Origin of the sequence: Streptomyces sp. DSM 40750 (assembly GCF_024612035.1) — a bacterium.
GTDB lineage: Bacteria > Actinomycetota > Actinomycetes > Streptomycetales > Streptomycetaceae > Streptomyces.
In genome coordinates this window covers 3,943,918-3,969,415 of sequence record NZ_CP102513.1, presented here as the reverse complement: position 1 = coordinate 3,969,415, position 25,498 = coordinate 3,943,918, and the positions used below count along the sequence as shown (strand labels likewise).

Annotated in this window: 27 protein-coding genes; 13 read left to right on the top strand and 14 right to left on the bottom strand. The window is 70.9% G+C overall.

The annotated features are described in order from the left end of the window. Nucleotides 1-2: 2 nt before the first annotated feature. The gene (locus tag JIX55_RS17805) at nucleotides 3-575 is read right to left on the bottom strand and encodes a class I SAM-dependent methyltransferase (RefSeq protein ID WP_257564303.1); all 573 of its coding nucleotides are present in this window, start codon (nucleotides 573-575) and stop codon (nucleotides 3-5) included. A 56-nt stretch (nucleotides 576-631) separates the two neighbouring features. Here JIX55_RS17805 and JIX55_RS17800 point away from each other — a divergent pair, with 56 nt between their 5' ends. Continuing rightward, nucleotides 632-1,456 carry a helix-turn-helix domain-containing protein gene (locus JIX55_RS17800; RefSeq protein WP_443046440.1) on the top strand — a complete coding sequence of 275 codons (825 nt, stop codon included), beginning with the start codon at nucleotides 632-634 and terminating at the stop codon, nucleotides 1,454-1,456. 273 nt (nucleotides 1,457-1,729) lie between these two features. On the opposite strand, the gene JIX55_RS17795 is transcribed toward JIX55_RS17800, so the two are convergent. After that, nucleotides 1,730-2,386 carry a M15 family metallopeptidase gene (locus JIX55_RS17795; protein WP_257564302.1) on the bottom strand — a complete coding sequence of 219 codons (657 nt, stop codon included), beginning with the start codon at nucleotides 2,384-2,386 and terminating at the stop codon, nucleotides 1,730-1,732. Between the two features lie 504 nt (nucleotides 2,387-2,890). On the opposite strand from JIX55_RS17795, the gene JIX55_RS17790 reads away from it, so the two are divergent. Then, nucleotides 2,891-3,727 (top strand): hypothetical protein, encoded by an 837-nt coding sequence (locus JIX55_RS17790; protein WP_257564301.1) that lies wholly within the window; start codon nucleotides 2,891-2,893, stop codon nucleotides 3,725-3,727. Here the strand turns inward: JIX55_RS17790 and JIX55_RS17785 are convergent. Then, complete coding sequence (locus tag JIX55_RS17785; RefSeq protein ID WP_257564300.1) at nucleotides 3,678-6,776, bottom strand: AfsR/SARP family transcriptional regulator; 3,099 nt, start codon at nucleotides 6,774-6,776, stop codon at nucleotides 3,678-3,680. The genes JIX55_RS17790 and JIX55_RS17785 overlap by 50 nt on opposite strands. Before the next feature lie 325 nt (nucleotides 6,777-7,101). Between JIX55_RS17785 and JIX55_RS17780 the strand changes: the two genes are divergently transcribed. Next, entirely contained in the window at nucleotides 7,102-7,482 is a 381-nt protein-coding gene (locus tag JIX55_RS17780; RefSeq protein ID WP_257569362.1) for a type II toxin-antitoxin system RelE/ParE family toxin, read from the top strand. Next, nucleotides 7,479-7,802 carry a helix-turn-helix domain-containing protein gene (locus JIX55_RS50900; protein ID WP_306820015.1) on the top strand — a complete coding sequence of 108 codons (324 nt, stop codon included), beginning with the start codon at nucleotides 7,479-7,481 and terminating at the stop codon, nucleotides 7,800-7,802. The genes JIX55_RS17780 and JIX55_RS50900 overlap by 4 nt, the downstream gene beginning before the upstream one ends. Before the next feature lie 130 nt (nucleotides 7,803-7,932). On the opposite strand, the gene JIX55_RS17765 is transcribed toward JIX55_RS50900, so the two are convergent. Together JIX55_RS17765 and JIX55_RS17760 are read right to left on the bottom strand one after the other, a co-directional pair. After that, entirely contained in the window at nucleotides 7,933-8,517 is a 585-nt protein-coding gene (locus JIX55_RS17765; protein ID WP_257564299.1) for an HD domain-containing protein, read from the bottom strand. 20 nt (nucleotides 8,518-8,537) lie between these two features. Continuing rightward, nucleotides 8,538-9,089: an antibiotic biosynthesis monooxygenase gene (locus JIX55_RS17760; RefSeq protein WP_443046439.1), complete on the bottom strand. Its 552-nt coding sequence runs from the start codon at nucleotides 9,087-9,089 to the stop codon at nucleotides 8,538-8,540. Nucleotides 9,090-9,644: 555 nt separating this feature from the next. On the opposite strand from JIX55_RS17760, the gene JIX55_RS17755 reads away from it, so the two are divergent. The 4 genes from JIX55_RS17755 (at nucleotide 9,645) to JIX55_RS17740 (ending at nucleotide 12,099) form a co-directional block, all read left to right on the top strand. After that, entirely contained in the window at nucleotides 9,645-9,875 is a 231-nt protein-coding gene (locus JIX55_RS17755) for a hypothetical protein (protein ID WP_257564297.1), read from the top strand. A gap of 41 nt (nucleotides 9,876-9,916) precedes the next feature. Beyond that, complete coding sequence (gene recO, locus JIX55_RS17750) at nucleotides 9,917-10,666, top strand: DNA repair protein RecO (protein ID WP_257545551.1); 750 nt, start codon at nucleotides 9,917-9,919, stop codon at nucleotides 10,664-10,666. A gap of 65 nt (nucleotides 10,667-10,731) precedes the next feature. Further along, complete coding sequence (locus JIX55_RS17745) at nucleotides 10,732-11,568, top strand: isoprenyl transferase (RefSeq protein ID WP_257564296.1); 837 nt, start codon at nucleotides 10,732-10,734, stop codon at nucleotides 11,566-11,568. Between the two features lie 3 nt (nucleotides 11,569-11,571). Next, complete coding sequence (locus JIX55_RS17740; RefSeq protein WP_257564295.1) at nucleotides 11,572-12,099, top strand: YcxB family protein; 528 nt, start codon at nucleotides 11,572-11,574, stop codon at nucleotides 12,097-12,099. 46 nt (nucleotides 12,100-12,145) lie between these two features. On the opposite strand, the gene JIX55_RS17735 is transcribed toward JIX55_RS17740, so the two are convergent. The 4 genes from JIX55_RS17735 to JIX55_RS17720 all read right to left on the bottom strand — a co-directional run bounded on the left by JIX55_RS17735 (nucleotide 12,146) and on the right by JIX55_RS17720 (nucleotide 15,370). Beyond that, on the bottom strand, nucleotides 12,146-12,559 hold the full coding sequence (locus tag JIX55_RS17735; protein WP_086801572.1) for a Fur family transcriptional regulator: 414 nt from the start codon (nucleotides 12,557-12,559) through the stop codon (nucleotides 12,146-12,148). Between the two features lie 70 nt (nucleotides 12,560-12,629). Then, nucleotides 12,630-13,574, bottom strand: a complete 945-nt coding sequence (locus JIX55_RS17730) for a metal ABC transporter permease (RefSeq protein WP_257564294.1) — start codon at nucleotides 13,572-13,574, stop codon at nucleotides 12,630-12,632. A gap of 13 nt (nucleotides 13,575-13,587) precedes the next feature. Continuing rightward, nucleotides 13,588-14,355, bottom strand: coding sequence for a metal ABC transporter ATP-binding protein (locus JIX55_RS17725; RefSeq protein WP_257564293.1), 768 nt, complete (start codon nucleotides 14,353-14,355; stop codon nucleotides 13,588-13,590). A gap of 19 nt (nucleotides 14,356-14,374) precedes the next feature. Next, nucleotides 14,375-15,370 carry a zinc ABC transporter substrate-binding protein gene (locus tag JIX55_RS17720; protein ID WP_257564292.1) on the bottom strand — a complete coding sequence of 332 codons (996 nt, stop codon included), beginning with the start codon at nucleotides 15,368-15,370 and terminating at the stop codon, nucleotides 14,375-14,377. Between the two features lie 216 nt (nucleotides 15,371-15,586). Between JIX55_RS17720 and JIX55_RS17715 the strand changes: the two genes are divergently transcribed. Further along, entirely contained in the window at nucleotides 15,587-16,969 is a 1,383-nt protein-coding gene (locus JIX55_RS17715) for a glycine--tRNA ligase (RefSeq protein ID WP_257564291.1), read from the top strand. Between the two features lie 114 nt (nucleotides 16,970-17,083). Here the strand turns inward: JIX55_RS17715 and JIX55_RS17710 are convergent, their stop codons facing one another. Beyond that, on the bottom strand, nucleotides 17,084-18,199 hold the full coding sequence (locus tag JIX55_RS17710; RefSeq protein WP_257564290.1) for an endonuclease/exonuclease/phosphatase family protein: 1,116 nt from the start codon (nucleotides 18,197-18,199) through the stop codon (nucleotides 17,084-17,086). A gap of 206 nt (nucleotides 18,200-18,405) precedes the next feature. Here JIX55_RS17710 and JIX55_RS17705 point away from each other — a divergent pair, with 206 nt between their 5' ends. Beyond that, nucleotides 18,406-19,356 carry a DUF4394 domain-containing protein gene (locus JIX55_RS17705; protein ID WP_257564289.1) on the top strand — a complete coding sequence of 317 codons (951 nt, stop codon included), beginning with the start codon at nucleotides 18,406-18,408 and terminating at the stop codon, nucleotides 19,354-19,356. Nucleotides 19,357-19,474: 118 nt separating this feature from the next. Here the strand turns inward: JIX55_RS17705 and JIX55_RS17700 are convergent, their stop codons facing one another. Continuing rightward, on the bottom strand, nucleotides 19,475-19,939 hold the full coding sequence (locus JIX55_RS17700; RefSeq protein ID WP_257564288.1) for a VOC family protein: 465 nt from the start codon (nucleotides 19,937-19,939) through the stop codon (nucleotides 19,475-19,477). Between the two features lie 21 nt (nucleotides 19,940-19,960). Between JIX55_RS17700 and JIX55_RS17695 the strand changes: the two genes are divergently transcribed. Together JIX55_RS17695 and JIX55_RS17690 are read left to right on the top strand one after the other, a co-directional pair. Next, the gene (locus JIX55_RS17695) at nucleotides 19,961-20,665 is read left to right on the top strand and encodes a CGNR zinc finger domain-containing protein (protein WP_257564287.1); all 705 of its coding nucleotides are present in this window, start codon (nucleotides 19,961-19,963) and stop codon (nucleotides 20,663-20,665) included. Nucleotides 20,666-20,670: 5 nt separating this feature from the next. Then, a complete protein-coding gene (locus tag JIX55_RS17690; protein ID WP_257564286.1) occupies nucleotides 20,671-21,075 on the top strand; it encodes an SRPBCC family protein in 405 nt (134 codons plus the stop codon). A 12-nt stretch (nucleotides 21,076-21,087) separates the two neighbouring features. Here the strand turns inward: JIX55_RS17690 and JIX55_RS17685 are convergent, their stop codons facing one another. After that, nucleotides 21,088-21,291 (bottom strand): hypothetical protein, encoded by a 204-nt coding sequence (locus JIX55_RS17685; protein WP_257564285.1) that lies wholly within the window; start codon nucleotides 21,289-21,291, stop codon nucleotides 21,088-21,090. A 110-nt stretch (nucleotides 21,292-21,401) separates the two neighbouring features. Next, on the bottom strand, nucleotides 21,402-22,844 hold the full coding sequence (locus tag JIX55_RS17680; RefSeq protein ID WP_257564284.1) for an MFS transporter: 1,443 nt from the start codon (nucleotides 22,842-22,844) through the stop codon (nucleotides 21,402-21,404). A 101-nt stretch (nucleotides 22,845-22,945) separates the two neighbouring features. Here JIX55_RS17680 and JIX55_RS17675 point away from each other — a divergent pair, with 101 nt between their 5' ends. After that, nucleotides 22,946-23,863, top strand: coding sequence for an MmyB family transcriptional regulator (locus JIX55_RS17675; protein ID WP_257564283.1), 918 nt, complete (start codon nucleotides 22,946-22,948; stop codon nucleotides 23,861-23,863). A gap of 112 nt (nucleotides 23,864-23,975) precedes the next feature. On the opposite strand, the gene JIX55_RS17670 is transcribed toward JIX55_RS17675, so the two are convergent. Beyond that, nucleotides 23,976-25,421: an MFS transporter gene (locus JIX55_RS17670; protein ID WP_257564282.1), complete on the bottom strand. Its 1,446-nt coding sequence runs from the start codon at nucleotides 25,419-25,421 to the stop codon at nucleotides 23,976-23,978. Between the last annotated feature and the right edge of the window lie 77 nt (nucleotides 25,422-25,498).

Here is a 25,498-nt window from a genome sequence, read left to right as displayed (position 1 = left end):
CCCTACGGTCGCCGCGCGCGGAAGCGGAGGCTGCCGCCCTGCTCGTGCACGGTCACGGACACGTCCGTGAAGCCCGCCCGGGTCAGGCGTGCGGGCAGGGTCGCCGGATCGACGACGTTCATGGTGTCCCGCAAGTGGAGGAGACGGAAGCGGAGGCTCGACCGGCTGTCGCTGCCGGCGAAGGTGCCGCCGGGGCGCAGCACGCGGAACGCCTCCGCGAAGATCCGGTCCTGCTGCTCGGCGGTCGGCACATGGTGCAGCATCGTGAAGCAGACGACCGAGTCGTAGGACGTGTCCGGCAGCGGCATCGCCGCCCCGTCCGCGTGCACGATCCGGACGCGCTCGCCCCAGGCGACGTCCAGCAGCCGGGCGGTCTCGGCGTCGACCTCGACGGCGGTGAGGTGCGGCACCTGTTCGACGAGGACGCGCAGGTTGGCGCCGTAACCGGGCCCGATCTCCAGGACGTCCGTGCCCAGTTCGACACCGTCGAGCGCCCAGGGCAGCAGCTGTTCTCTCGTCTTGAGCGCCCACTTCTCGGAGCTGCAGATCCGCTGGTGCATCAGATTCATCGGCATACATCCGACGCTAGGCCCGGCCCCGCCCTGTCCACCATGGGCTAGGCTGCCGTCCCATGTCGCGAAACGGACAGCGACCCGAGGGCACCGACGGGCAGTGGGACTCGGGCGTCGAGCGGAACCCGGCCGCCATGCTCGACGGCCCGTACCCCACCGCCGTTTTCATCGGTCACTTCGCCATGCCGCGTGGCACCGCCTTCTCCCGGCACTGGCATGCCGTCCACCAACTCGCCTGGTCGGCCAAGGGGTTGCTGCGGGTCACCACCCGGCGGGGCTCCTGGCTCCTGCCGCCCACGCTCGCCCTCTGGATCCCGGCGGGCGTTCACCACACCACCGAGGCGGCGGGCGACACGGTGATGCGCAGCCCGTACGTGGACCCCGCGAGCTGCCCCCGCATCGACTGGCGGGAGCCGACGGTGGTGGCGGTGGGCCCCCTGCTCCAGGCGCTCATCGACCACCTCCTCCGCACGGACCTGCCCCCGGAGGCCCGCGTCCGCGCCGAGGCCGTACTCCTCGACGTCCTGCACCCCGTCCCCGTCACGAGCGTCACGGCCCCCGAGCCCCGCGACCCCAGGGCCCGCGAGGTGGCCCGCGCCCTCACCGCCAACCCGTCCGACCCCCGCCCCCTCGCCTCCTGGGGCACTCAGGTCGGCGCCAGCGCCCGCACCTTGGCCCGCCTCTTCGTCACCGAGACGGGCCTCGCCTTCGGCCAGTGGCGCGAACAGGCCCGGATGCGCGCCGCGATGCCCCTGCTCGCCGAGGGCCTCCCGATCGAGGCCGTCGCCCACCGCGTCGGCTACGCCTCCGCCAGCTCCTTCGTCGCGGCGTTCCACCGGATCGTCGGGGTGACACCGCGCCAGTACTTTCCCGTGCACCGCTGAGAAGCCGCCACCCGGCACGGGAAACGCGGCCGGATCAGTCGACACAGCCGTAAAACCAGGCGACCGCACCCTCCTGGACGTGTTCGCGGCACCGCCCCGCACATGACTCCGCCCCCGCCACCCCTGCCCGTCCCATCCACGGGGTGCTGCCCCTGGCCCCCGCTACGGGGTTTGCCGCCGAGGCGACAACGGGGGATGGGGTGCAGCCCTCAGGGATGGGACGGGTAGGGACGGCGGGGGCGGGAAGGCCTCGGGCGTCTCGGCGGGACCGGACTAGGGGGCGGTCCTCGCGGGGCCGTACAGGGCGTTCGGGGTGCCGGTCATCAGGGCCCAGTACCGGTCTCCGTACGACCAGTGCCACCACTCGGTGGGGTAGTTGACCAGCCCGGCCGTGGTGAGCGCCGCGGACAGGGTGCGGCGGTTGCGGCGGGCGGTGTCGGAGATGTTGGGGGCGTCGGTGTAGCAGGCGTCGTCGCTCTCCTCGGGGCTGGCGTCGACGGCGGTGCCCATGTCGAGCTCGTCCCCGGCGGCGGTGCACAGGGTGAGGTCGACCGCGGCGCCGGCGACGTGCGGCCCGATCTCCGGCGGGGAGAGTGAGCGGCTGGTCTGGACGCGGAGGTACTCCTCCGACCAGTCGGGGTTGGCCTGGCGCAGTTCGGCGGCGTACCTCTCGAAGTACTCGATCTGCAGGGCGAGCGGCCGGTACCCCTCGGTGACCAGCAGTCGCAGCCCGTCGGGCAGCAGCCGGGCGGCGCGGGCGAGGCGCCAGGCGACGCCCTCACGGAGGTGCGCGTACGACCCCTCCGGGTCGGCCTGGCGGGAGTCGACCGTCACGAAGGGCAGTTCCCTCAGGTCGACGAGGGGCTCACCGCAGTCCTGGACCGGGATGCGGGCGACCTCGGGGTCGCTCATGAGGATGATCGAAGGCATGCGTCGTCTTCCACCGGGCGGGAGGTGTGATGCGGCGGGGTGCGTGGCAGCACCCCGGGGAGGGACCTGATCCCCTGATGTCCCTCCCCGGGGGCTTCCCCCCTTGAGTGGTGGTCTGTGACCTGGCGACGGTCGTTCCCCCCGTCCGTCCTGCCGTTCTGATCCCACTGTGTTCACGTTCCCACCGGTCCGTCCCCTGCGCGCTCCGGTGGGTCGACCGGCCGGGCGGTGGTCGCCCGGCCGATCCGTTGTTCCCCCGAGAACAACGAGAATGGCGCACTCCGCTGGAAGTTCTCTGCAAGTCCGCCGCAAGTCCGCCGCAAGCGGGTTCCGGCCTGGCCGAGAGTCGTGAGGAGGGCGGCGGCCGGTGGGAGAGAGGCGGTCGTATTACGTAGCCGCGTACGCAATTCCACGGATGCCACGCCGTCTTCCTCGCACGGATGCTGATCTTCCGCAGGTCCGCAGGTCCGCAGGTCCGCAGGTCCGCAAGGGAAAGGGGATCCGGTGGCCCGTCGCACCAACACGTCGTGCCTGGGTATGGCCGTCAAGGCCTATCTGCTGTTGACCGTGTGGATCACCGTCGGCTACGCGCTGGCGCTGCCGGTCACCGTGGTCGATCTGATGTCCGCTCAGGACCCGCCGCTGCGGCTGCACACGGCCGAGCAGTACGCGGTCGTGTACGGCGTCCCCGTCGCCGTCGCGCTGGGGGTGGCCGCGTTCACCAGGTGGTCCCGGACCAGGCCGTGGTGGGCCTACCTCTGCCACGCGGCGGTCGTGCTCGGGGCGAGCGGGGCGGCGGTGCTCTGGACGGAGACCCGGTTCGACTCGCCGGAGTGGGGTTCCCGGGCGATGGCGCAGAGCGGGGCGGCCGGGATCGCCGCGTTCCTCTGCCACCGGGCGCTGCGCTGGTGGGACGGCGGCGGGTTCAACGGCGGCCGTCGCCGCCCCGCCCCCGGCGAGATCTGGCACGCGCTGGTGCCGTTCCGCGAGTCCGCCGGCGAACGGCCCCACTACTGCGTGGTCATGCGGTCCCGCCTCCGCCATGTCGAGGTCCTCCAGATCACCAGCCAGGACAAGGACCACCGCGCCGATCACCTTCGTATCCCCAACGACGGCTGGGACTTCTCCTCCGGCAAGGCCCACTGGGTCGAGATCGGCCTGCCGCCCCGCCAGGTCCCCTACGGGAAGTTCACCAACGCCATGCCCAAGGGCCGCTGCCCCAAGCCCGTCTGGCGGCAGCTCCGGGCCCGGCGCCCCGCGACCGGCGCGGCCTCGGCCCTGTGGTCCCGGATCACACCCACGGCCATGGCTCGTGCCGTTCGCGGGCCTCGCAGACGTTGAACACCCGCATGGACTCGGCCCGCAGCGCGTCGGCGCCGTCCTGATCGCCGAGCGCGGCACGTACGACGGAGAGGTTGCGCAGGGCGCGGGCGCGGGGGAGGGGCAGGGCGAGGACACCCCAGAGGGCGGCGGAGGCGGTCAGCAGCCCCTCCGCGTCCGTCAGGCGGCCCTCGGCCAGCGCGCACTCGCCGAGCGTGCGCAGCGTCAGGGCCTCGCCGAAGCGGTCCTCGTGGACCCGGCAGACATCGAGGATCTCGCGCAGCTCGGTCTCCGCCTCCCGGGTGTGCCCCAGCCGCAACCGGGCCTTGGCGCGGGCCCGCAAGGCGTACGCCGCCATGTGCGGGTCGCCGAGGGCGCGCAGGATCTCCAGCGCCTGCTCGGCCACGCGCGCGGCCTCCTCGTACGCGCCGAGCGAGCGGTGCACCAGGCTGAGCGTGCGCAGCGCGAGGGCCTCGCCGCGCCGGCTGCCGAGCCGCCGGTACGCCCGCAGCGACTCGTCGAGGAGCGGGAACGCCCCTTCCTGGTCGCCGAGTTCGAGGCGTACGGAACCGCCGTACCGGCAGGCGACCCCGACCCCGGTGTCGTCGCCGACCCGCCGGAAGCCGTCGGCCGCGTCGGTCAGAGCCCGTTCGGCGTCGCGTAGTTCGCCCACCTCGCGGCAGGCGCTGCCGAGGCCGGCGAGGGCGGCGGAACGGCCGCGTACGTCGCCGAGTTCGGTGCAGATCCGCTCGGCGGTGCGGAAGTACTCCTGGGACTCGGCGATGCGGTCCTGTTCGTAGCGGAGTTGTCCCAGGCCGATGGTCAGCAGGGCCTCGCCCGAGCGGTCCTCGGCGCGGCGGGCCGCGGCCAGGGCGGCGTCGTGGCTGCGCCACCAGGCGTCGAACCGGTTGCTGATGGCGAAGGAGGACGAGCACAGGGCCGCTGCCGCTTCGCAGGCGAGGGTGTGCAGGCCCATGGCCGCGGCGCGCTCGACCGCGGTGGTGAGGGTGTCCGCTTCCGCGTCGAACCAGGCGAAGGGGTCGGTCAGGGCGCGGCGGGTGGTTCGGGCGCCTACCGGGGCGGGGGGTTCGGCCGGTTGGCGGCTGCCGGTCGTGTGTGGTGGATCGCGCAGTTCCCCGCGCCCCTTGAGGGGCGCTTCCGTGAACCTGTGCCTCAAGCTGACCGCACCCGACGGCGCCGACTCCGTCACCCTGTCCATCAGCCACAACCCGGCGGTCAACGCCCGGCCCACCGCTGCCGTGCGGTCGGCCACCGGGTCCTCGGCCTCGGCGCGTTCCGTGGCGTAGACGCGGACCAGGTCGTGCAGGCGGTAGCGCGGCTGGCCCACCTGGTCTCTGCCCGGGCAGTCGATCAACTGGGCGTCCAGGAGGCGTTCCAGGATCTCCTCCGCCTCGTCCTCCGGGGTGTCGGCGAGCGCGGCCACCGTCCAGACGGCGACGTCGGCGGAGCCGAGCGTGGCGATGCGGCGCAGCACCCGGCGGGCGCACTCGTCCAGGGCCTGATAGCTGAGGCCGAGGCTGGCGCGTACCTCCAGGTCCCCGACGGACAGTTCGTCGAGGCGGCGGTGTTCGTCGGCGAGACGCTCGGCGAGCACGCTGGGCGTCCAGTGCCGGCGGGTCGCCAGGCGGGCGCCCGCGATCCGCAGGGCCAGCGGCAGCCCGCCGCACAGCTCGACGATCCGGCGCGCGGCGGCCTGCTCGGGCGGGTCGTCCGGGGTGCGGTCCGGCCCGGTGACCCTGATCAGCAGTTCCAGGCCGCGGGCGTCGTCCAGGACGTCCAGGTCGGTGCGCCGGGACCCGACGAGTCCGCCGAGCCGTGCCCGTGAGGTGACCAGCACCCCGCAGGTGGAGCTGCCCGGCAGCAGCGGCCGTACCTGGGCCTCGCCGTTCGCGTCGTCCAGGACCAGCAGCATCCGCCGCCCGGCGACGAGGCTGCGGAACAGATCGCCGCGTTCGGCCGTGTCCTCCGGCGGGTCCGCCCCGAGCGCCCGCAGCAGCCGGCCCAGTACCTCGGCGGGCGGTACGGGCTCGCTGAAGCCGTGCAGTTCGGCGTAGAGCTGCCCGTCGGGATACTCGCCGGCCACCCGGTGCGCGGCCTGCACGGCGAGCGCGGACTTGCCCACCCCGGCGGCCCCCGAGACCACGACGACGGGCATCGCCTCCCGCTCGCCGGTCAACCCCTCGACGACCTGCGCCAGTTCCTCCTCCCGCCCGGTGAAGTCCCCGATGGCGGGCGGGAGAAGGGACACGGGCCGGGGCGCGGTGGCCTGCCGCGGAGCGGCGGTGGCGGTCGTGGCGGCGAGCAGCGTGGGGTCGGCCCGCAGGATGGCCTCGTACAGTCGGTTGAGTTCCGGGCCCGGGTCGAGCCCCAGTTCCTCGGCGAGCGCGGTCCGCCCCTCCCCGTACACGGCCAGCGCGTCGGCCTGCCGGCCCAGCCGGTACAGGCCCAGCATCAGCTGACCGCGCGGCCGTTCCCGCGTCGGATGCGCCCTGACCAGCGCGGTCAGCTCGGTGACCAGCTCCGCCTCGTGGCCGCCGACCTCCAGTTCGGCGGCTGTACGTTCCTCCAGGGCCGCCTGTCGGGCCTCCTCCAGCCGCCCGGCCTCACCCCGCAGCGCCTCCCCGACGCCGCCGAGCGCCGGCCCGCGCCACAGCTCCAGTGCCTCCCGGAGCAGCCGCGCGGCCGCCTCGTGGTCCCCTTCGGCGGCGGCCCGCCGCCCGTCCGCCGTGCGCGCCTCGAACTCCGCCAGGTCGACCCGCCCGATCCCGGGCCGCAGCACATACCCCGGCGGCCGGGTCTCGATCGCCTCCGCCGCCTCGGCGGGCAGGGCCCGCCGCAGCGCCGACACATACGTCTGCACCAGCGCCCGCGCGGTGTCCGGGGGCTCGTCCCCCCAGATCACGTCCACCAGCGTGTCCGCGGGCACCACCTGACCGGCCCGCAGCAGCAGCACGGCCAGCAGCGCGCGCGGTTTCGGCCCGCCCAGCCGCAGGGGTCTGCCACCGTGCCACGCCTCGACCGGGCCGAGCAGTCGGAATTCCAGCTCCACGGGTCCCCATCTTCCGTGCTGTCGGACCGCCGGGACAGCGGTTGCTCACGCAACGTTCGACGCTCATGTACGCCGAGTGGTTTCCCATGACGCATGATGCGCCAGACAGTTGTCGGAAAACAGAGGAACCGGAGGGCATCATAGGTGGGCCGCGCGGAGATTCAGGGCCGTCCTGTGTGCCGACTGTGAGGGCGCCGTGACGGTCCCCTGTGCTGGCGGGCGAGGAGTGGGTCTCCACCTCGGATGGGTGAATTCGTGGTGACTCTGCGTGCCGACGCCCTCTCGAAGAGTTTAGTGAATGCTAAACTCTTGGAGAGGCTTGAAGTTGGAAGAGCAGTGGGACGTCTACCTGACCGGCGAGGTGGATCAGTGGCTGAGCGACCTTGAGAAGGCCGACCCGGATTCGTATGTGCTCGTCAATCAGGCGATCTGGATCCTCGCCTCTCACGGACCCGCCGAAGGCCGGCCGCTGGTCGACCGGATCAGGGGTTCGGTTCTGCACAATCTCAAGGAGCTGCGTCCGGGTTCGGCGGGGCGGAGCGAGATGCGCGTCCTCTTCGTCTTCGATCCCTGGCGTTGCGCGATCCTGCTCGTGGCCGGAGACAAGTCGGGGAACTGGAGCGCCTGGTACGACGAGGCGATCCCGCTGGCCGAGCGCTTGTACGCGGAATACGTGGCTGATCGGAAGAAGGAGTCGGGGCTGTGAACGGAGAGATCAGGTGGTCGGTCGCCGGACACCGTGAGCGGGCCGAAGAGCTGGCCGGTGGCCGGGACGCCTTCCTGGAGGGGGCCCAGCGCATGCTCGCCGAGGCCCGCGCCTGGCGGCTGGTCGACATGCGGCAGGAGCGGGGCTACACCCAGGCCCAGGTGGCCGAGCGCATGGGTGTGAGCAAGGGCCGGGTGTCGCAGATCGAGAGCGGACAGGTCTCCGGCACGGACGTCGTGGCCAGGTACGTCGAGGCGCTGGGCGGCAACCTGGTCCTGGTCGCCGTCTTCGACGACGGGGAGTTGCGCAAGGTCGGCTGACCGCGCGCCACGGTCTCACCGGTGTGCGGGGGCACGCAGCCTGCTTACGGGTGTGGGTGTACGGGATGCGCCGCTGCTGACGGGTGTACGGGATGCGCCGCTCTGACCGGTGTACGGGATACGCCGCTGCTTACCGGTGCACGGGATACGCCGCCTGGAAGGCCAGTCGCCGGTCGGCGCCGGTGCCGAGTGAGCCGAGCAGGTCGTCGAGGGCCAGGAACTCCTCCCAGGCCGGTCTGCCGGTCGCCTCGGTCAGCCGCGCGACCACGAGGTCTTCGAGCTCGGACACCCGTTTGTTCTTCCACACCTTGTCGGCCACGCTGACCAGCAGGTCCTCGATTCCCACCCCCGGCTCGGACCAGGCGGCATGGGTTCCCGCGAACCTGGCCAGTTCCGGCTCGACACCATGGTCCAGCAGGAGTCGGCGTCCGGCCTCCTCGTGCGCGGAACCGGGCCCGGACAACTCACCGACGTACGCCGTCTTCCCGATGTCGTGCGTGGCCGCCCCGAACAGCACGGCCGCACGGTCGAACGACAGCTCCGGGTACCGCCGTTCCACCCAGTCGACCAGTTCGTACGCCACGTCGTGCACGAGCCGGAGGTGCGCCGTGAGTCGGGGTGGAGCGCCGAGGCTCCGCAGCAGGGCCGCGGCTCGCTCGGGCAGCGGGCGCAGCGGCGGTTCGACGGCGTCTGCCAGTGGGTCGGCGGGGGGCATGCGGCCCAGTCTGCCCTCCCTCACCGCTTCGCATACAGCCACCGCCGGAGCAGCCTGCTGAGTTGTGGCATGACCACGAAAGTCAACGTCGGGAGAAGGATGAGGGGGAAGACCGCCGCGCGCAGCGGCAGCGGCCAGGTGCCGGTCCGTGGTGTCACCAGCCACTGGATGAGCAGGGTGAACGGGTAGGCGCCGAGGAACGTCGTCAGGGCCATCTTCCAGCGCGGCGGGGCCTGCACCGTAGTGCCGGGCAGGTCGAACCAGGTCTCCATGCCGGTGGTGGACTGCCGCTCACTGCTCACCTCCGTGGCTACGCCGTCGATGCGCTCGTGCCAGCGTGCCCGCTCCTCGGAGGTCAGCCAGGCGCCGAGCCGCTCCGGATCGGAGAAGCGCAGCACCGCGTGGTAGCGGTGCCCCTCCTCCGGCCGGAGCCAGGAGACCCCCTCGTTGCCGGCGAACCGGGAGGCGCTGCGCGTCACGCCCAGCGTCCACTCCTCGAAGACGTCCTCTTTGCCGGGCCGCACCTGCCAGGTGAACACGGTGGTGACGGGCTCCCCGCGCTGAATTCTCATGGTGTGCATGAGGACGTGTGCCACATACCTCGTCGGTCATGCATGGCGGGACGGGACCCTCGGGGAGGGGTCGGATCGGCCGGCGGATTCCCCGAATACACGGCTTCTGTACCTGCGGTTGGCGCTCCGCTCCGACTCCACAACCGCCGCGAAGTAATCCGCATACCTGTTGTTGTCGATCAGCTTTCGCCGAATGGCCTGTTCGAACCGGCAGATGGCCAACCCCTTTGTGCTGCCGCGCAGTTGTAGAGCACAGACTCCTGCCGAGTCTAGGCACAGAAGGTCACCGCGGAGATGCGAAGAGTGAAACCCGGGCAGTCAGGGGAGCACCGTGAAGGCAACAGACGAAGGACCCGGGGGACGGCACTCGGCGCGGTGCGTCGAAGAAGCGGAGGAAATGGTGGAGGAATTGCGGCGGGCACTCGCGGAGGCCGGAATTGTTTTGCCGTCATTGAGGGTCGGCCCGGCAGGTCTCGCGCGGGAGACACCTTGTCCGCCGGTGGTGTCGGGCGGCTGTTCCGTCGAGCTCGTGGCACGCCCGGCGGCGGCTCCGCGGTGAGTGCCCACGGGAAGAAGCCCCCGATCGGCACGTACGCGGTCGACACCCGTACCGGAAAGGTCGGCCGGGTGATGGGGCACGAGGGGCCGTACATCCAGCTGAGACCCGTAGGAGGAGGAAGGGAGTGGGACTGCGCTCCCGAGGTCGTACGGGCGGCGACGACCATAGAGCGGCTGCGGGCGGCGACGGCGTACGAGAACGCCCGGAGCCGGGGGGAGGTCCCTTGAAGGTGTCCGGGGCGCCGCGGCCGTAGGCGAGAATGGGTTTCATGAGTCTGTTCCGCGACGACGGCATCGTGCTGCGCACCCAGAAGCTGGGTGAAGCGGACCGCATCATCACCCTGCTCACTCGCGGTCACGGGCGGGTGCGGGCCGTGGCCCGGGGAGTGCGGCGGACGAAGTCGAAGTTCGGGGCGCGGCTCGAACCCTTCTCGCATGTGGACGTGCAGTTCTTCGCGCGGGGCAGTGAGCTGATCGGACGCGGGCTGCCCCTGTGCACGCAGAGTGAGACCATCGCGCCGTACGGCGGCGGCATCGTGAGCGACTACGCCCGCTATACCGCCGGGACGGCCATGCTGGAGACGGCCGAGCGGTTCACGGACCACGAGGGCGAGCCCGCCGTGCAGCAGTATCTGCTGCTCGTCGGCGGGCTGCGCACCCTCGCCCGCGGCGAGCACGCGCCCCACCTCGTCCTCGACGCCTTCCTCCTGCGCTCGCTCGCCATCAACGGCTACGCCCCCAGCTTCGGCGACTGCGCGAAGTGCGGGCTGCCCGGACCGAATCGCTTCTTCTCCGTCGCGGCCGGCGGCTCCGTCTGCGTGGACTGCCGGGTGCCCGGCAGCGTCGTACCCTCGGCACAGGCCCTGGAACTCCTCGGCGCGCTGCTGACGGGGGACTGGGAGACCGCGGACGCGTGCGAGCCGCGTTACGTGCGGGAGGGCAGCGGGCTGGTCTCCGCCTACCTGCACTGGCACTTGGAGCGCGGCCTGCGCTCACTTCGGTACGTGGAAAAGTCGTAAGCGCACAGAGTCGTCAGCATCACAGAGTCGTCAGCACGACATACGACAGAGGAGACGAGAAGCACATGGTGGTACGCGGGTTCCTCGGGCGTCAGCGCCGCGAGTACAAGGCGCCGACACCGCACCCGTCCGGTGCCCGCGCGCCCAAGCTGCCCGGCGAGCTGGTCCCCGAGCACGTGGCGATCGTCATGGACGGGAACGGCCGCTGGGCCAAGGAGCGCGGGCTGCCGCGCACCGAGGGCCACAAGGTCGGCGCCGAGCGCGTGCTCGACGTCCTCCAGGGCTCGATCGAGATCGGCGTCCGCAACATCTCCCTCTACGCCTTCTCCACCGAGAACTGGAAGCGCTCCCCCGACGAGGTCCGCTTCCTCATGAACTTCAACCGCGACTTCATCCGCAAGACCCGCGACCAGCTCGACGAACTCGGCATCCGGGTCCGCTGGGTCGGCCGGATGCCCAAGCTGTGGAAGTCGGTCGCCAAGGAGCTCCAGGTCGCCCAGGAGCAGACCAAGGGCAACGACCTGCTGACCCTGTACTTCTGCATGAACTACGGCGGCCGCGCCGAGATCGCCGACGCGGCGCAGGCCCTCGCCGAGGACATCCGCGCGGGCCGCCTCGACCCCTCCAAGGTCGACGAGAAGACCTTCGCGAAGTACCTCTACTACCCGGACATGCCGGACGTCGACCTCTTCCTGCGCCCCAGTGGCGAGCAGCGCACCTCCAACTACCTGCTCTGGCAGAGCGCCTACGCCGAGATGGTCTTCCAGGACGTGCTGTGGCCGGACTTCGACCGTCGTGACCTGTGGCGGGCGTGTCTGGAGTTCGCCTCCCGGGACCGCCGCTTCGGCGGCGCCATCCCGAACGAGGAGCTGCTGGCGATGGAAGGACGAACGGAGGACTGACCGTTGGCCGAGGCCGGTGGGGAACACGTCGAGTTGGTGTACCGGGCGACTGCCGGGGACTTCCGCGAGGCACTGCGCGTGTCCGCGCGTGCCTCGGCCGTCGGCCGGTGGGGGCGGGGGCTGCTGTTCTTCTCCGCCGGGGCGGGCGTGCTCGTCACCGTCGTGTCGCTGTCGCTGGGCGGTACGCCGGGCGCCCAGGTACTCGTGACGCCGGTGGCGGCGGTCGCCGGACTCGTCCTGCTGCCCTGGCTCCAGGCCCGCCGCCTCCACCGGAGAGCGGCGGCCCGGGGGCTGCACCACACCGTCCTGGACCTGTGGGGCGTGACGGTCGAGCACGACCAGGGCACCGAACGCCCGGCCCGCTGGTCACAGGTGTCCCGGTACGCGGAGACCCCGCACACCTTCGTCCTGCTCAGCGGCGGCACCCACGCGCCCCGCCTCACCGTGCTGCCGAAGAGGGGCCTGCGCAACCCCGGCGACACCGGCCGGCTCCGCGCCGTCCTCGACCGCGAAGGCCTGACCCGGCTGTAGCGCGAGGTCCGGCCCAGCCGGGCGTAGGCCGGGGCCCGGCCCCGGCCTACGAGGTCTTCGCCGCGCACTCCGCGCAGGTGCCGAAGATCTCCACCGTGTGGGCGACGTTCACGAAGCCGTGTTCCGCGGCGATCGCGTCGGCCCACTTCTCGACCGCGGGGCCCTCCACCTCCACGGCCTTGCCGCAGACACGGCAGACGAGGTGGTGGTGGTGCTCGCCGGTCGAGCAGCGGCGGTACACGGACTCGCCGTCGGAGGTGCGCAGGACGTCGACCTCGCCCGCGTCGGCGAGGGTCTGCAAGGTGCGGTACACGGTGGTGAGCCCGACCGAGTCACCCTTGTGCTTGAGCATGTCGTGGAGTTCCTGCGCGCTGCGGAACTCGTCGACCTCGTCGAGTGCCGCAGCCACGGCCGCCCGCTGCCGGGTGGAACGACCTCGTACGGGTCCAGCGGTCGTCACCGTTGCCTCCTCACGTCGCGGTCCTGCCGGGCCATTGTGCCAGCCCGGACGGACCCCGTTCGGACGTCGGTCAGTCGGTGGACTCCTCGGCGGAGGTCCGGCCGGCCGGAATCGTATCCCTGGCAAGACCCGTTCCGGCCGTCTCACCGGCTTTCGGAATCACGCATTCCGCCGGGTCGCCGACCGCCGACTCCAGCGCCTTCGCACGCCGCCTGGCCAGCGGTGTCGCCAGTGCGGTGAGCACCATGAACGCGGCGATGGCCAGCAGCACGATCGTCGCGCCGGGCGGCACGTCCTGGTAGTACGACGTGACCGTGCCGCCGATCGTCACGGTCACCCCGATGGCCACGGCGGTCGCGAAGGTCGCCGCGAAACTGCGGGTGAGCTGCTGCGCGGCGGCGACGGGGACGACCATCAGCGCGGACACCAGCAGCAGGCCGACGACGCGCATGGCGACCGTCACGGTCACCGCCGCCGTGACCGCCGTCAGCAGGTTCAGCGCCCGCACCGGCAGGCCGGTGACCCGGGCGAACTCCTCGTCCTGGCTGACCGCGAACAACTGCCGCCGCAGCCCCAGCGTCATCACGATCACGAACGCGGCCAGGACGCAGATCGCGGTGATGTCCTCCTGCGACACGGTCGAGAGCGAGCCGAAGAGGAACGACATCAGGTTGGCGTTGGTGCCGCCGGGCGCGAGGTTGATGAGCATCACACCGCCCGCCATGCCGCCGTAGAAGAGCATGGCGAGCGCGATGTCGCCGCGCGTCTTGCCGTACCAGCGGATCAGCTCCATCAGCACGGCGCCCATCACGGACACCAGCGTCGCCATCCACACCGGTGACCAGGAGAGCATGAAGCCGAGGCCCACGCCGGTCATCGCGACATGGCCGATGCCGTCGCCCATGAGGGCCTGGCGGCGCTGGACGAGGTAGATGCCGATCGCGGGGGCGGTGACGCCGACGAGGACGGCGGCGAGCAGGGCCCGCTGCATGAAGGCGTAGTTCAGGATTTCCATGGTGGGCGCCTTCTCAGCTCAGCAGGCCCGTACGGACCGGCTCGGTGCCGGGTGCCGCGTGGGGGTGTACGTGGTCGTGGCCGGGCAGCGCGTGCTGGCCGACCGCCTTCGGGGGCGGGCCGTCGTGCGTGACGCAGCCGTCGCGGAGCACCACCGCGCGGTCGATCAGCGGCTCCAGCGGGCCGAGTTCATGGAGGACCAACAGCACGGTCGTCCCCTGCGCGACCTGCTCGCGCAGGGTCGCGGCCAGCACCTCCTGGCTGGCCAGGTCAACGCCCGCCATCGGCTCGTCCATGATCAGCAGCTCGGGTTCGGAGGCGAGGGCGCGGGCGATGAGGACGCGCTGGTGCTGACCGCCGGAGAGGGCGTTCACCGAGTCCTTGGCGCGGTCCGCCATGCCGACCATGTCCAGGGCCCGGCGGATCGCCTCGTGGTCGGCCTTGCGGAGGATGCCGAGGCGGGCGCGGGAGAGCCGGCCCGAGGTCACGACCTCCGTCACCGTCGCGGGGACGCCGCCCGCCGCGGTGGTGCGCTGCGGCACGTAGCCCAGGCGCCGCCAGTCGCGGAAGCGGCGCCGCGGGGTGCCGAACAGCTCGATCTCGCCGGCGGTGACCGGCACCTGGCCGATCACCGTGCGTACGGCGGTGGACTTGCCGGAGCCGTTGGCGCCGAGCAGCGCGACGACCTCACCGTGGTGGACGGTGAGGTCGATGCCGCGCAGGACCGTGCGCGAGCCCAGTTCGGCGCGTACCCCGCGCAGCGATATGACGGGCTCGCTCATGGTCGGTTCCTCCGGATGATCACTTGGCTCCCAGGGCCGTCTGGAGCGCCTTCAGGTTGGATTCCATGACCGCGATGTAGTCGTCGCCGCGGGACTTCTCGGTGATGCCCTCGAGCGGGTCGAGGACGTCCGTCTTGAGTCCCGCGTCGTCGGCGAGGGTCTTCGCGGTCTTGTCGGACACCAGTGTCTCGTAGAAGACCGTGGTGACGCCGTCGGCCTTGGCCTCTTCCTGGAGCTCCTTGATCCGGGCCGGGCTGGGCTCGCTCTCCGGGTCGAGACCGGAGATGGCCTCCTGGGTCAGGCCGTAACGCTCGGCGAGGTAGCCGAAGGCCGCGTGGTTGGTGAAGAAGACCTTCGACTCGGTGTTCTTCAGGCCGTCCGTGAACTGGGTGTTGAGGTCGTCGAGCTTCTTGACCAGCGCCTCGGCGTTCTTCCTGTAGTCGGCCGCGTTGTCCGGGTCGGCCTTCTCGAAGGCCTTGGCGACGCCCTCGGCGACCTCGGCGTACTTCACCGGGTCGAGCCAGACGTGCGGGTCGAGGGCGTGCTCCTCCTCCTCGGAGGGGGCCTCCTCCTCGGCGTGCTCCTCTTCGGAGCCGCCCTCCTCGCCCTCGTGTGCGTGCTCGACGTCGCCGTGCTCCTCCAGTGTGGTCAGCGTGGCCGCGTCGATCTTGGTCTTGACGTCTGCCTGCGCGACGGCGTCGTCGACCGCCGGCTGCAGATCCTTGAGGTAGAGCACCGCGTCCGACTCCTGGAGCTGCGCGGTCTGCTTGGCGCTGATCTCCAGGTCGTGCGGCTCCTGGCCGGGCTCGGTCAGGCTGGTGACGTTCGCATGGTCCCCGCCGATCTGCTCGGCGAGGAAGGCCATCGGGTAGAACGACGCGACGACGTCGAACTTGTCCGTGTTGCCGGCGGCGGCGCTGTCACTGGAGCAGGCCGAGAGGGTGGTGAGGCTGAGGGCGGCTGCGGCGGTCGCCGCCGCGGGTATCAGGAAGCGTCGTCGTACTACTACGTTCATGACAGTCATTTTCATCTTGTCTGGAAACGATTGTCAACAAGCCTGTTGGAAAGCCCTGGGTAGGGCCTTTGTCCGGCTCTCGCCCGTCTCCTTCCTCGAACCGATTTGATTGGAGGGGAGGCCCCGCCGGTAATCTGAAGCATTCGCTCTGAAGCACGTCCGCTTCCTCCAGGAGCGCACCGCTTCGTCGCCCGTCGTCGTAATGAAGAGAGCACCGTGGCCGCCGACAAGATCGACACCATCGTCAGCCTGAGCAAGCGCCGTGGCTTCGTATTCCCGTGCAGCGAGATCTACGGCGGTCAGCGTGCCGCCTGGGACTACGGACCGCTGGGTGTCGAGCTCAAGGAGAACCTCAAGCGCCAGTGGTGGCGCTACATGGTGACGTCGCGCGAGGACGTGGTCGGTATCGACTCGTCCGTCATCCTGGCCCCCGAGGTCTGGGTCGCATCCGGCCACGTCGCCACCTTCTCCGACCCGCTCACCGAGTGCACCTCCTGTCACAAGCGGTTCCGCGCGGACCACCTGGAAGAGGCGTACGAGGCGAAGAAGGGCCGCCTGCCGGAGAACGGCCTCGCGGACGTCAACTGCCCCAACTGCGGCACCAAGGGCCAGTTCACCGAGCCCAAGCAGTTCTCGGGTCTGCTCTCCACCCACCTCGGCCCCACGCAGGACACCGGCTCCATCGCCTACCTGCGTCCCGAGACCGCCCAGGGCATCTTCACCAACTTCGCCCAGGTGCAGACCACCTCGCGCCGCAAGCCCCCGTTCGGCATCGCCCAGATGGGCAAGTCCTTCCGCAACGAGATCACGCCCGGCAACTTCATCTTCCGCACCCGCGAGTTCGAGCAGATGGAGATGGAGTTCTTCGTCAAGCCGGGCGAGGACGAGAAGTGGCAGGAGTACTGGATGCAGGAGCGGTGGAACTGGTACACCGGCCTGGGTCTGCGCGAGGAGAACATGCGCTGGTACGACCACCCGCAGGAGAAGCTCTCCCACTACTCCAAGCGGACCGCCGACATCGAGTACCGCTTCCAGTTCGGCGGCAACGAGTGGGGTGAGCTGGAGGGCGTCGCCAACCGCACGGACTACGACCTCACCGCGCACTCCAAGGCCTCCGGCCAGGACCTCTTCTACTTCGACCAGGAGGCCGGCGAGCGCTACACCCCGTACGTCATCGAGCCCGCCGCCGGTGTCGGCCGCACCATGCTGGCGTTCCTCCTCGACGCGTACACCGAGGACGAGGCGCCCAACGCCAAGGGCAAGCTGGAGAAGCGGACGGTGCTGCGTCTCGACCACCGGATCGCCCCGGTGAAGGTCGCGGTCCTTCCGCTGTCGCGCAACCCCGAACTGTCGCCGAAGGCCAAGGGGCTCGCGGCGGCGCTGCGGCAGAACTGGAACATCGAGTTCGACGACGCGGGTGCGATCGGGCGCCGGTACCGGCGCCAGGACGAGATCGGTACGCCGTACTGCGTGACGGTGGACTTCGACACGCTCGACGACAACGCCGTGACCGTTCGTGAGCGGGACTCGATGAAGCAGGAGCGGGTTTCTCTGGACCAGATCGAGGGTTACCTCGCTGGGCGGCTCGTCGGCGCGTGATGTCGATCGCCGGGTTCGCGTCCGCCTGGCTTGAGTGAGGGGCCGACTGCGGGTTGTCCGTGGCTGGTCGCGCGGTTCCCCGCGCCCCTTGACGGGGCCGGGGAACTCGGCGTTCTACAGGTTCAGGTCGGCGAACACGGCCGCGTGGTCCGAGGCCTGGTTGGCCTTTGAGGTGACCGTGGCGAAGGACGGGAAGGTGTGGGGGGCCCAGATGCCCCGGCGCTCCACGCCCACGTGTGTCACGAGGTCCCACAACTGCGGGCTGAACATGAGGTAGTCGAGCTTCTGCTCGTCACGTTTGCCGGTGCCGTGGGTGCCCGGGGGGTTGATCCCGTAGCTCTCGTGGGTCATGGCCTCGCGGAGGCCGGCGTCGAGGAGGAGCTTGATGGGGGGACTGGCGAGTGTGTCGTTGAGGTCGCCGGCGACGATGACGCGGGAGGAGCGTTCGAGGGCGTCCTCGTAGATCTCCGTGACCCGCTCGGCCTGGGCCTTGCGGCGTTTGTCGTTCTCGGAGGCGTTGCCGAAGCCCTTGCTCTTGAAGTGGTTGCCGAGGATCCACAGGGGCTCGCCGGCGATGTCGATCTCGAACTCGGGGCAGTCCCGGCTGAACACCCGGGTCCCGGACGCGCCCAGGTCGAAGATGTGCGACCGCACGGACGTGATGGGGAACCGGCTGAGGATGCCCACGTCGATGCCACGGCTGTCGTTGCCGTCGACGAGCAGATTGAACGGGTACGGCTCGTGCCCCACGGCCCCGCCCAGCACCTGGGTGTTGAAGCGGTCCAGGGTGAGCCGGTCCTCGACCTCGACCATGAGCAGGATGTCCGCGTTCACCGCGGCTATCACCCGGGCGGTGTTCTCCACCGCGTCCCAGCGGATGTTGTCGCGCACCATCTCGGCCCAGCCCGACCACTTCGGCCGTCCCTTGGCGACGATCTTGACGGCCGGACTTCCCGTCGGGGGCACCGTGTAGAGCTTCGCGCCACCACGGGGCTGGTTGACGAAGAACGGCCGGTGGCTGTCCGGGTCCGAGTTGTGCGCGTCGTGCTTCACGATCAGCTCGGCGATCCGCTCCTTGTCCGCCTCCTGGTAGACCTCCTTGCCCAGGAGACCGACCAGCTCGTTGAAGTCGTCCAGGATCTCCTTGCGCCGCTCCGCGTCATCGAGGCCGAACACCGTGGGCCGACGGAAGAGGTTCTCGGCGTTGAACGTGGCGATACGGATGGTCATACGCCCTCCTGGGGGCCGCGGCGGCCGGTGACAGGCACCTCGAATTCTCCGAGAGCGGACGAATGGTGTCCAACGGAACGCCACGGGAACTTCCGTAGTTCCGGAAAAAATCTCGTACGACCCACCAATCCGGACGTCCCCCCGGTTCCGAAGGAGAGGGCAGACGGCCCGCAGGGGGCGGGCCGCGCATCTTCACGGGGGCGCACATGCGCAAGCAAGCAGTCATCGGCGTACTCACCATGGCGGTGGCGATCGGGACGGTCGGCGCGGTCGGATCCGGGGCACTGGGCGGATCGTCGGCGGCTACCGGGGTGTCGGAGAGTGACCCCTCCGGCGCCGGCACCGGCATCGAGTCCAAGGGCGGCGGCCTGGGCGGCGGAGCACAGGCCCCCAGCGGGCTGAAGGCCATCGGCCTCACCGCCGACCAGCGGCTCGTCGCCTTCCGCGTCAACAGGCCCGGCGCCGCGGTCCCGCTCGGCAAGGTCGGCGGCCTCAAGGGCGACACGAGGCTCGTCGGCATCGACTACCGCGTCCAGAACAACAAGCTGTACGGCGTCGGCGACAAGGGCGGCATCTACACGATCCGCGAGGTGGGCGCCAAGGCCACCAAGGTCTCCCAGCTCACGGTCGCCCTCCAGGGCAAGGCGTACGGCGTCGACTTCAACCCCGCCGCCAACCGCCTCCGCGTGATCAGCGACACCGGCCAGAACCTCCGCCACAACCTCGACGACCCGCAGGGCGCCCCGGCCGCCGGCACCACGGCCGTCGACGGCACCCTCACCAACCCGCCGGTCCCGCCCGCCACGGCCGGTGCCACCGCCCAGGGGGTGACCGGGGCGGCGTACACGAACAACGACCTCGACACGGCCACCGCGACCACCCTCTTCGACCTCGACACCACCCAGGACCAGATCTCCGTCCAGTCCCCGGCCAACGCGGGCAACCTCGCCCCCACCGGCAAGCTCGGCGTCGACGCCCCGCTGAACTCGGGCTTCGACATCTACAGCTCGACGAGGAGCGGGGCGAACGCGGGATACGCGGTGACGGGGAAGCGGGTGTTCGGCGTCAACCTGCTGACGGGGAAGGCGAGTCCGACGGGGAGCTTCGGGAAGGGGAAGCAGGTGGTGGACCTGGCGATTCCGCTGCGGCAGGGGTGACGGATGCCCGATCCCAGCTAGCAAGTAGCAGCTCACCCATGGCAGCTGACAGATGCTGAAATCTGTCAGCTGCGGTGAGACCCGTGGTCGGGGCGGTTCCGCGGCGCCGCCACCATGGCTAGGCCACGCAGAACTCGTTCCCCTCCGGGTCCCGCATCAGCCACCAGTGTCCCGCCGGGCCCTTGTCGAACTCTTCGACGCGGGTGGCGCCCAGGGTTTCCAAGCGGGTGACGAGGGAGTCGAGGCCGCCGGGGCCGGCGTGGATGTCGATGTGGAGGCGGTTCTTGACGGTCTTGGATTCGGGCACGTCCTGGAAGAGGAGGCGGCGGCCCTTGCCGATGCCGGTGAAGGGGTCGTAGGGGTCGTCGGGGTGGCGGACGGCGGCGTAGCCGCGGAAGACGTGGTGGCCGTTGTGCTCGGTGACGGCGGCCTCGGGGAGATCGCCCGTGGAGAGGAGGTGGGTGATCAGGGTGCTCGGGTCCTCCACCTCGTAGCCCAGTGCCGCGGCCCAGAAGTCGGCCAGGGGCTGGGCGTCCCGGCTGTCGATGACCAGTTTCCAGTTCAGTGCGGTGGTGGCAGTCATGTAACCGGTTATATTGGTTACATGGCTTCTTCGTCCAGGGCATCGGCTCCGAAGGGGGTGTCGGGAGTGTCGGGCATTCCGCTGCGGTCCCACTCCGGGAACGTCTACCGGTTCGATCCGGGCGCCCTCTGTCTGGAACTGCTCGTCACCGGCGGCCCCGGCGCCCTGACCCGCTACGAGGTGCTGCACACCCCCGGTGACCTGGCCACATGGGCCGATCAGTCCCGGCTCACCCCCACGCCGCCCGCACTCCACATCACTGCGGACGACGTGGCGTACGTCCGGCGGCTGCGCGACGCGCTGACCCGTACGGTGATCTCGCGCGTCGTCGGCGGCGGGCTTCCCGAGCTGGGCATGGCCACGGCGGACACCGCCGACCTCGACGTCATCAACGAAGCCGCCGCCCGGCCGCCGCTCGCCCCCGCCATCGGCGCGGACGGCACCCGGGGCTGGGCCGCCGGGCCGGCGACCGGCGCACAGCTCGCCTCCACCGTCGCCCGCGACGCCGTCGACCTCCTCACCGGGCCGTACGCGGAACGGATCCGCATGTGCGCCGGCGAGCGCTGCTATCTCGTCTACGTCGACACCTCACGGCCCGGCCGCCGCCGCTGGTGCTCGATGGAGCACTGCGGCAACCGCAGCAAGGTCCGCGCCCACCGTGTGCGCCGCTCCGTGGGAGGGCCGCTCGCACTCAGTCAGGAAGAGCCGATCGAGAAGAAGGGGTGATCCTCATGTCCGCTCGATCCACCGGACTCACCAAGGACGCCGGATGGCAAGTCGGTGTCTCCCGCACCCTGCCGCAATCGCCCGCCGCCGTATGGGAGTTCATCAGCGGACCGCGCGGGCTGGAGCTGTGGCTCGGCGCCGGGGCACGGCTCGCTCCCGAGCCCGGCGCCCCGTACGAGACCGACGCGGGTGTCACCGGTGAGGTGCGCGGCTACCGTCCCGGTGACCGTATCCGCGTCACCTACGGCGATACGACCGTCCAGGTCGCCGTCTCGGCGGCCGGCGGCGACCGGTCCGTGCTCGTCTTCCACCAGGAACGGATGACGGGTCCCGAGGAGCGTGAGCGGCAACGGGCCTACTGGCAGCGGGTGATGGACAAGGTTGCCGAGGCACTCGACCACCTGGCCTGACGACGCAGAAGCCTACGAGCCCGGGTCCACCGTCGCCTGGTGGGCCTCGGCCAGGTGCTCCTCGGCCTTCAGCCACGGCAGGAACTGCGCGCCCTTGCGCCAGCCGCAGGTGTCGCACCTGATCGTGCGCTGTACTCCCGAGCGCTGGACCCGCACGGTGTGCTCCCGCCCGTGCTGGTCCCAGCGGCTCACCTTGCTCGTGTTGATCTCCAGCATGAGGTCCCCAGTCGAGGCTTCGCGGTTCCCTGTCGGTGAGGAGTCTGCGGCAAGACCAACATCAATGGGAGAGATTCAACGATGAGTTATCCCACGAGGTGCCTGGGGAGTCATCCCACCACACGCGGCAACCGCAGACTCAGCCCCACGGTCAGCCCCACCCCGGCCAGTTGAACCAGCAGGGTCGTCACCAGCGCGTCGCGCATGCCCATCCCCGGTACCAGCCCCAGGAACAGCGACCCGAGCGTCGCCACGCCCAGGGCCAGCGCCGACTGCTGGGTGGTGATCATCACGCCGCTGCCGACACCGGATCGCGCGGCCGGGACCTCGGAGAGGACGATGCGGAAGACGATGGGGAGTTGAAGGGCCTGGCCGCCGCCCGCGACCGCCGCCCCCGTGAGCAGCAGCGGCCAGTCCGGCTCGGGCCAGGCGCGCCGGACGGCGAGTGCGATGAGGGCGACGCCCACGCCCTGGACCAGACCGCCCACCGTGACGACGCGGGCGCCGTAACGGTTGACCAGGCGCGGCCCCGCCAGCGAGACGACGAAGAACACGGCCGCCATGGGGGAGAGGACCAGCCCCGCAGCCGTCGGGCTGAGCCGCGCGCCCTCCTGCAGCGCCACCGCGATGACGAACATGAACCCGCTGAACCCGATCGAGAACGGCAGGATCATCACCAGCCCCCGCCGCAGCGAGGTCAGTCGGAAGAGACTCGGCGGCACCAGCGGCGTACGGCCGAGGCGGTCGGCGCGTCGCTCGACGAGGTAGAAGGCGGTCGCGGCGAACGGGAACGCGGCCAGCGCCAGCCAGGTCCACAGGGGCCAGCCCGCAGCCCGGCCCTCGGTGAGCGGGACCAGAAGGGCCAACAGCGACACGGCCAGCAGCACGGTGCCGGGGCCGTCCACCGGTTCCGGGCGGGCGGAGCGGGTCTCGGGCACGGAGCGGGCGGTGAGGAGCAGTCCGAGGACGACCACGGGGACGTTGACCAGGAAGACGGAACGCCAGCCCGTGCCCGCGATGTCGGCGGAGACCAGCACCCCGCCGAGGATCTGCCCGGCGACCATGGAGAGCCCGGCCGTGGCGCCGTACAGGCTCATCGCGCGGGCCCGGCGGGCGCCGGCCGTCGCCGACTGGATGGTGGCGAGCACCTGCGGGAGCATCGCGGCGGACGCGGCGCCCTGTGCGACCCGGGCCACGACGAGCGTCCAGGCGTCCGGCGCGAGCCCGCACGCCAGCGAGGTCACGCCGAAGGCGGCCATGCCCCACAGGAACAGCCGCCGCCGGCCGAACAGATCGCCCAGGCGTCCGCCGAGGACGAGGAGTACGGCGTACGAGACGCCGTACCCGGCGACGACCAGTTCCAGCACGGCCTCGCTCGCGGCGAGGTCACGGCCGATCGTCGGCAGGGCGACGTTGACGATGAAGAAGTCGATGAGCGGGAGCGCCGCGCCGAGCAGGACCGTGAAGAGCCCGAGGTCGCCGAGGGCGGACGGGGAGCCGGGGGAGCGGACGGGGGACGGGGACTGGGTCGGTGTCGTGAGGCTTTCGGTCACATCAGGCAGGTTCGCGCGCCGCTCAGACTGGTACCAGAGTCTCTTTATCCTGTTACAAGCGGTACCTGGCAACAGGATCCGCGCGGCGGCACCCTGGAGGCATGACGACCACGGCCGAACCGGAGATCCACCCACTTCCCCGGGCCGGGACCGGTGAACGCGCGCCCGTCGCCCCCGAGTCGGTGATCCGCCGGAACGAGCTCGCCGCCTTCCTGCGCCACCGCCGTGAGCACATCGCCCCCGAGCAGGTCGGTCTGCCCCGGGGCCGTCGCCGGCGTACGCCGGGGCTGCGCCGCGAGGAGGTCGCGCAGCTCTCCGCGGTGGGCGTCACCTGGTACACGTGGCTGGAGCAGGCCCGCGACATCCATGTCTCCGGCCAGGTCCTCGACGCCCTGGCCCGCGCCCTGCTCCTGGACCCCAGTGAGCGCGCGCATCTCTTCAACCTGGCCGGGGCCGCCGACCCGGCGCCCGGGTCGAAGTGTCACGCGATCAGCGACGCCCAGTACGCCCTGCTGGAGCAGTTGGAGCCGATCCCGGCCTCCATCCAGAACAGCCGCTACGACATCCTGGCCCACAACCGCACGTTCGGCCTGCTCTTCTGCGACCTCTCCGAGGTGCCGCCCGAGGACATGAACTGCATGATCCTCGCCTACACGAATCCCCAATGGCGTGCCTCCATGGTCCAGTTGGAGGAGACCACCCGCTTCCTCGCCGCCAAGCTGCGCGCCGCGATGGCCGATCACCTCGCCGACCCCGCCTGGAAGACGCTGCTGAAGCGGCTGCGCACCGAGTCCGCCGAGTTCCGTGCCGCCTGGGAGCGCCACGAGGTCGTCGAGACCTTCAACAAGCGCAAGCAGTACCGCAACGCGCACGTCGGCTTCCTGGACGTCGACCACACCGACCTCTGGCTCGGCCCCCGCCACGGCCCCCGCATGGTGACGTACGTACCGGTCGACGAGGAGACCCGGCGGAGGCTGGAGAAGCTGCACGCGATGGCGTTGGAGAGGGACGCCGTGTGAGCGCCGGGCTCCGAGGACTTCCGATGGGCGCACCCGCTGCTCGGGCGACGCCCATGCGGCGGTCCTGGTGCCGGGGCACCGGACCTGTACGTCGACCCGTGAAGTACGGGAACTAGACGCCGATCCCCGCCGCGTCCCGCACCTCCGCCGACTCCAGCCGCTCCGCCGTCCGGTCGGCGGTCCGCCGGGCCCACGCCCCCGTCGTGAGCGCGCCGAGCACCAGTACGGCGAACCCGCAGCCCGCGACGATCCACCACGCGGGCCGGGCCGCCGCCACGAACGCGCTCGCGTACGACGACGAGCCGATCCCGGCCGCGAGGACCGCCCCGATCACCGCGACCCCCAGCGTCTGCCCGATCTGGCGGCTGGTGGAGGCGACGGCGGCGGCGACACCGGCCTGGGCGCGGGGCATGCCGGAGACGGCCGTGTTGGTGATGGGCGCGTTGACGAAGCCGAAGCCGAGGCCGAACAGGACGTAGCCGATGACGAGGGTGAGGTTCTCGGTCTCGGCCTCGAACGCGGCGAAGAGCACCCCGCTCGCGGTCATCGACACCCCGGCGACGAGCAGCGGCAGGCGCGGCCCCCGGCTGCCGACCAGCCGTCCGGAGACCGGCGCGCAGACGAAGCACAGGAGCGCCATCGGGAGCATCCACAGACCGGCCTGGAGGGCGTCGAGGCCGCGTACGTTCTGCAGGTACAGCGTCGACAGGAACAGGAAGCCGGCGAGCGCGGCGAACGCGCTGACCGCTGTCACGGTCGCCCCGCTGAAGGGCGCCGAGCGGAAGAAGCGCAGGTCGATGAGGGGTTCGTCGCGGCGGGGCTCGTACCACAGGAGGCCGAGGAGCGCGGCGAGGGCGACGCCGCCGAGGGCGAGGGTCTCGGCGACGGGCGCGTTCGGCGCCTCGATGATCGCGTAGGTGAGGGAGCCGAGCAGCGCGATGACGAGGAGTTGTCCGACGTGGTCGGGACGGCGGGCCTTCGGGGCGCGGGACTCGGGGACGTACCGCCAGGTCAGGAGCAGGGCGGCCAGGCCGACCGGGAGGTTGAGCCAGAAGATCGAGCGCCAGCCGACCGACTCGACGAGGACACCGCCGATGATCGGTCCGGCGGCCAGGGAGATGCCCACCACCGCGCCCCACGCGCCGATCGCCCGGGCCCGCTCGCGCGGATCCGTGAACGTGTTGGTGATGATCGACATCGCGACCGGGTTGAGCATCGAGCCGCCGACCGCCTGCACCATGCGGAAAGCGACCAGCGATTCGAGGTTCGGGGCGAGGGAGCACAGCAGCGAGCCGAGCGTGAAGACGACCAGACCCGCCATGAAGACCCGCTTGCGGCCGATCCGGTCCGCGGTGGAGCCGGCCAGCATCAGCAGGGCCGCCAGGACCAGGGTGTAGGCGTCGATGGTCCACTGCAGGCCCGCGAGGTCGGCGTCCAGATCGCGCTGCATCGACGGCAGGGCGACGTTCAGGACGGTGTTGTCCAGGCTCACGATCAGGAGGCTGGTGCAGCAGATCGCGAGGACCAGCAGGCGGTGGCGGCGGCCGAGCTCGGACATGCGCTCCATCGTACGACCCGGGTCGATAGTGCGCCTAACTAATGAATGGCGAGCACGGGTCCGTGTGCGTGACAATG

Coding starts and splice junctions, on each gene's coding strand:
- JIX55_RS17800 (WP_443046440.1), top strand. CDS start 632: ATGTCGCGAAACGGACAGCGACCCGAGGGCACCGACGGGCAGTGGGAC.
- JIX55_RS17705 (WP_257564289.1), top strand. CDS start 18,406: ATGCGCAAGCAAGCAGTCATCGGCGTACTCACCATGGCGGTGGCGATC.
- JIX55_RS17700 (WP_257564288.1), bottom strand. CDS start 19,939: ATGACTGCCACCACCGCACTGAACTGGAAACTGGTCATCGACAGCCGG.
- JIX55_RS17675 (WP_257564283.1), top strand. CDS start 22,946: ATGACGACCACGGCCGAACCGGAGATCCACCCACTTCCCCGGGCCGGG.
- JIX55_RS17805 (WP_257564303.1), bottom strand. CDS start 575: ATGCCGATGAATCTGATGCACCAGCGGATCTGCAGCTCCGAGAAGTGG.
- JIX55_RS17710 (WP_257564290.1), bottom strand. CDS start 18,199: ATGACCATCCGTATCGCCACGTTCAACGCCGAGAACCTCTTCCGTCGG.
- JIX55_RS17730 (WP_257564294.1), bottom strand. CDS start 13,574: ATGGAAATCCTGAACTACGCCTTCATGCAGCGGGCCCTGCTCGCCGCC.
- JIX55_RS17670 (WP_257564282.1), bottom strand. CDS start 25,421: ATGTCCGAGCTCGGCCGCCGCCACCGCCTGCTGGTCCTCGCGATCTGC.
- JIX55_RS17765 (WP_257564299.1), bottom strand. CDS start 8,517: ATGCCCCCCGCCGACCCACTGGCAGACGCCGTCGAACCGCCGCTGCGC.
- JIX55_RS17795 (WP_257564302.1), bottom strand. CDS start 2,386: ATGCCTTCGATCATCCTCATGAGCGACCCCGAGGTCGCCCGCATCCCG.
- JIX55_RS17725 (WP_257564293.1), bottom strand. CDS start 14,355: ATGAGCGAGCCCGTCATATCGCTGCGCGGGGTACGCGCCGAACTGGGC.
- JIX55_RS17695 (WP_257564287.1), top strand. CDS start 19,961: ATGGCTTCTTCGTCCAGGGCATCGGCTCCGAAGGGGGTGTCGGGAGTG.
- JIX55_RS17745 (WP_257564296.1), top strand. CDS start 10,732: ATGGTGGTACGCGGGTTCCTCGGGCGTCAGCGCCGCGAGTACAAGGCG.
- JIX55_RS17690 (WP_257564286.1), top strand. CDS start 20,671: ATGTCCGCTCGATCCACCGGACTCACCAAGGACGCCGGATGGCAAGTC.
- JIX55_RS17760 (WP_443046439.1), bottom strand. CDS start 9,089: ATGAGAATTCAGCGCGGGGAGCCCGTCACCACCGTGTTCACCTGGCAG.
- recO (WP_257545551.1), top strand. CDS start 9,917: ATGAGTCTGTTCCGCGACGACGGCATCGTGCTGCGCACCCAGAAGCTG.
- JIX55_RS17685 (WP_257564285.1), bottom strand. CDS start 21,291: ATGCTGGAGATCAACACGAGCAAGGTGAGCCGCTGGGACCAGCACGGG.
- JIX55_RS17720 (WP_257564292.1), bottom strand. CDS start 15,370: ATGAACGTAGTAGTACGACGACGCTTCCTGATACCCGCGGCGGCGACC.